Origin of the sequence: Nonomuraea zeae (assembly GCF_005889725.1) — a bacterium.
In the GTDB taxonomy this organism is placed as follows: domain Bacteria; phylum Actinomycetota; class Actinomycetes; order Streptosporangiales; family Streptosporangiaceae; genus Nonomuraea; species Nonomuraea zeae.
The window spans coordinates 1-4,092 of record NZ_VCKX01000534.1 but is presented as its reverse complement, the minus strand read 5'-3'; the positions used below and the strand labels follow the sequence as shown (position 1 = coordinate 4,092).

Genomic DNA, 4,092 nt, shown 5'->3' with positions numbered 1-4,092 from the left:
GAGACGCGCGACGCCCCGCGCCCACCCCCGTGACGCGCGACAACCCGCGCCCGCCCTTGATACGCGCGACCCCACGGCGCGCCCGCGCGATTCCCCCTGTGTAATGGAGCTCTCCCTTGCCTGCCTACCTGTCCCTGCTCAGGACCAGGCGCGACTTCCGCCGTCTGTGGCTGGGCGCGTCCGTCTCCGTGATGGGCGACAGCATGACGTTCATCGCCCTGTCCTGGCTCGTCCTGGCCGAGCCGGACGGCACCGCGAAACTGGGCCTGCTGGCGCTCTGCTACACCGCTCCCGTGCTGATCGGCGGCCTGGTCGCGGGCCCGCTGCTCGACCGGTTCGACAAGCGGGCGGCCCTGATCGCCGACAGCGTCCTGCGCGGCCTCGCCGTGGCCTCCATCCCGCTCGCCGCCGTGGCCGGCGGCGTGCCGTCCTGGCTGCCGTTCCTGGTCGCGGGCGTCTACGGGCTGCTGAAGATGGTCCCGATGGCCGCCGTCCCGGCCGCGATCCCCGATCTCGTCGCCCCTGAGGAGCGAGACGCCGCCAACGCCCTCGAGTCCGTGAGCTACTCCCTGTCCGGAATCATCGGATTCACCCTCGCGGCCCCGCTGCTCGGAGCCGTCGGCCCGGCGACGCTGCTGGCCGTGGACGCCGCCACCTACGCGTGCTTCGCGCTGGCCGTGACCCTGATCCGGCATCCCCTGCGCCCGCACGAGAAACCCCGCCCGTCGTCCCCCGCCGCGTCACGACCGGTCTTCCGCGACAAGGTCCTCATCGGCACGACGCTGGCCTTCATGGCCTTCAACATCGCCGAAGGCGCGCTGACCATGGTGGTGGCTCCCTGGCTGGCCAAGGAGCAGCTCCCCGGAGACGGCGCCACCCTGTCCCTCCTCATGGCCGCCCTGTCGGCCGGTGAGCTGCTGGGCGGGTTCGCCGCCGGAGCCTGGCGGCCGAGGATCGGCCGGCTGGTCGCCATCGCCGTCGTCGAGCTGGTGGCGGCGGCCGGCTTCCTGGCCGTGCTCGGCAGCCCTCACCTGCTCCCGGTGGCGGCGGGCTTCCTGCTGGTCGGCGCCTTCAGCGCTCCCATGACGGTCTGGGCGCAGTCACTGCGCATGGAGCGCATCCCGCCGTCCCAGCGGGGCCGCGTCTTCGGCGTCTTCCGTACGATGATGCAGGCCACCCCGCCGATCGGCGCCGCTCTGGTCACCCCGCTGCTGGTGGCCGGCAACCTGACGGGAGCCGTGATCCTGATGACCGCGCTGGCCGCCGTCCCCGCCTTCGCCCTGCTCCTCCTGCGCGAATCCCCCGTCTCTGAGCAGACGCCTCAGACGGCACCACAGCCGGTCGGCGACCATTAACCCACAACTTGTGGATAACTGGCCTCTCCTGTGGATAACCCCTCCAGCCGGATCCCGCCTGGGCCAGGCGCCTGGGCCACCTTCCGCCGCCGCCGGCCTGCTGCCGCCTATCACGCTTACAGGGGCTCTGAGCTGGCACTTTGCGCTATCCATCCACGATCAGGAAGTCTCCGTGTCACGGCATGAGACCATCCCGTCGCGACCCGGCACCGCCGCGCCGGAAATCGTCCCCACCCTGTGGACGAAGCGGACGCACCGGCCGTCCTGGATCACCAGTTCCAGTACGAGCGGGCCTCCGACAGCCGGCTCTTCGGGAAGTGCTGCTGGATCTTGAACGCCATGCCGCGCCCGCGCGCGATGTACTGGTCGCGCTCCAGCTATCTGGCGATCGGCCCGCCCGGACTGCCGTTGTTGTCCCACGTCCACTGCCGGGCCGGTCATCCCCGCGAGCACCGTGGCAGGCGCTTTGATCAGATCACGAAATTTCGAGATATAGCCGGTGAGCTACTTCTTCTCCTCCATGACGGCGGTGACGGTCCCGGGCTTGCCGTCCCGCAGGTAGGTGATCTCCACCCGCTGCCCCACCTTGAAGCCGCGCACCTGGCCGACGACCGTGTCGCCGCCCTGGACCGCCGTGTCGCCGATCTTGGTGATCAGGTCGCCCTGCTTCAGCCCCGCCTTCGCGGCCGGGCTGCCCGCGGTGACCTGGCGGATCAGGGCGCCGGGCACGTCGCCGGTGGCGTCGGTGACGCTCACGCCGAGGAAGGCGTGGGTCACCGTGCCCTTGCTGATGAGCTGCTCGGACACCTGCTTGGCGGTGTTCACCGGGATCGCGAAGCCGAGGTTGACGCCGTCGGGGGCGATCGCGCTGTTGATGCCGATCAGCTCGCCGGCCGCGTTCACCAGCGCACCGCCGGAGTTGCCGGGGTTGATCGCCGCATCGGTCTGGATCATGCCGCCGATCGTGGTCGTCTCGGCCTGCTGCTGCCCCTGCCCGCCCCAGCCGGGCGGAAGCTGCTGCCGGTCCTGCCCGCTGCCCGCGGTCACCGTACGGTCGAGGGCGCTGACGATGCCCGAGGTCACCGTGCCGTCGAGGCCGAGCGGGCTGCCGATGGCCAGCACGTCGTCACCGACCTTGAGCTGGTCGCTGTCGCCCAGCGCGACCTTGGCCAGGTTCGACACGTCCTCGGCCTTGATGACGGCGAGGTCGGTCGACGGGTCGGTGCCGACCACGGTGGCCTTGGCCGTCCGGCCGTCGTTGAACTTCACCGTCAATCCGCCGTTCTGCCCCTGAACGACGTGGTTGTTGGTGAGAATCAGCCCGTCCGCCGACAGCACGACGCCTGAGCCCTCGGCGGTCTGGCCCTGGATCATCACGACCGACGGCTGCACCTTCTCCGCCACCTGCGCGATCGTGAGCTGGTCGGCCGCCGTGCGGAAGACCGGGCTCGGGGCGCTCGCGGTGGTGACGACAGGGGCGGGGCTGCTGGCGCCGGCGATGTAGGCCCCCATGGCTCCGCCGCCGAGCGCCGCCGCCGACAATGCCGCCACGGCCGCGATGGCCAGCCCCGCGATGGCCTTCTTCGTGAGCAGGAACCCCCGCCTGGCCGGCGGCGGGGGCGGGGGCAACGTGGGCGGAAGAGCACCCGGCCGGGTGAAACCGCCCACGGAGGGCGGCCGCTCGCCGAACTGGCTCCAACCGCCGGTGCTGTGCTCGCGAGGCTCGTTCGCGTCCATGTCATCTCCTAGATCCCGATGACACAAGAGTGCTGAAAGGCAGGTAAATCCGGGCTAAGCCCAAGATTGCGCCGGCTGGAAACCCCTGACACCGGCCTTATCGCCGCTGGCAGCGGCCGATCTTGGACGCCGAAAAATAGTTTCACTTCCTACCGCGGGCGCTCCAGCCAGTGGCGCATGGGGTGCGTGCACGATGTCGTCCAGGCGGGCCAGGAGGGTCGCGTCCGTGTCCGTGGCGAGCCGGATCTCGGTGGTCGTCATGGGGGAATGCCGGCCTGTCGCCGTCTCCGGCACCACGCGTTATCGGGCGAGTGGCTCGTCGGGTCCGTAGACCGCGTCGAGCAGGTCGCGGGCGAACTGTCGTGGATCGTCCAGCCCGGTGGCCGCCATCGTGCGGGGAGCGCGGGCGAGCAGGTGCGGGAGCGCGGCGTGCAGGGCCAGCGTCACGGCGGTCGCGCGCGCGGGCGTGACCGGCAGCCCGGCCGCCCGCTGCGCCTGCTCGAAGGCGGCGAAGTCGGCCGCCGCTATGCCGTCCACGAGGTCGGCCAGCCAGGGCAGCCGGGCGGCCTCGGCCTGCAGCTCCTGGTAGGCCAGCAAGCGCGTACGGCCGGGGCCCGCCCCGTCGGCCAGCAGGGCGCCCATCAGCGCCGCGAGCGTCTCCCTGTCGGCGGGCACCGGCCTCGGGACCTCGCCGTACAGCTCCACGCAGCGCTCGGCCACCGCGCGCAGCACGGCCTGCCTGGTCGGGAAGTAGTTCTTCGCCGTGCCCGGCGGCACGTCGGCGGCCGTGTCCACGGCGCGGTGCGTCAGCCCGCGCCCGCCCTGCCCGGCCAGCACCTCGATGGCCGCGTCCTGGAGGCGTTGCCGCCGGTCCTGGTTTCGCACGAATGCGATATTACCCTAAGTGTGGTACCACAATTGTGGTGGTTAAATCCAGAAGGAGCCAGATCATGAGCGGGTCGGCGGTAGTGGTGGGTGGTCTCTTATCCCCGTCTCAGAA

General features: G+C 71.0%; 3 protein-coding genes. 1 reads left to right on the top strand and 2 read right to left on the bottom strand.

Annotated features, from left to right (window positions below; all coding sequences use genetic code 11):
- Window positions 1-116 precede the first annotated feature (116 nt).
- On the top strand, window positions 117-1,355 hold the full coding sequence (locus ETD85_RS60615; RefSeq protein ID WP_138698822.1) for an MFS transporter: 1,239 nt from the start codon (window positions 117-119) through the stop codon (window positions 1,353-1,355).
- A 504-nt stretch (window positions 1,356-1,859) separates the two neighbouring features.
- Here ETD85_RS60615 and ETD85_RS60610 read toward each other — a convergent pair.
- Entirely contained in the window at window positions 1,860-3,092 is a 1,233-nt protein-coding gene (locus ETD85_RS60610; RefSeq protein WP_138698821.1) for a S1C family serine protease, read from the bottom strand.
- Window positions 3,093-3,392: 300 nt separating this feature from the next.
- Window positions 3,393-3,977, bottom strand: a complete 585-nt coding sequence (locus ETD85_RS60605; RefSeq protein ID WP_206059612.1) for a TetR/AcrR family transcriptional regulator — start codon at window positions 3,975-3,977, stop codon at window positions 3,393-3,395.
- Between the last annotated feature and the right edge of the window lie 115 nt (window positions 3,978-4,092).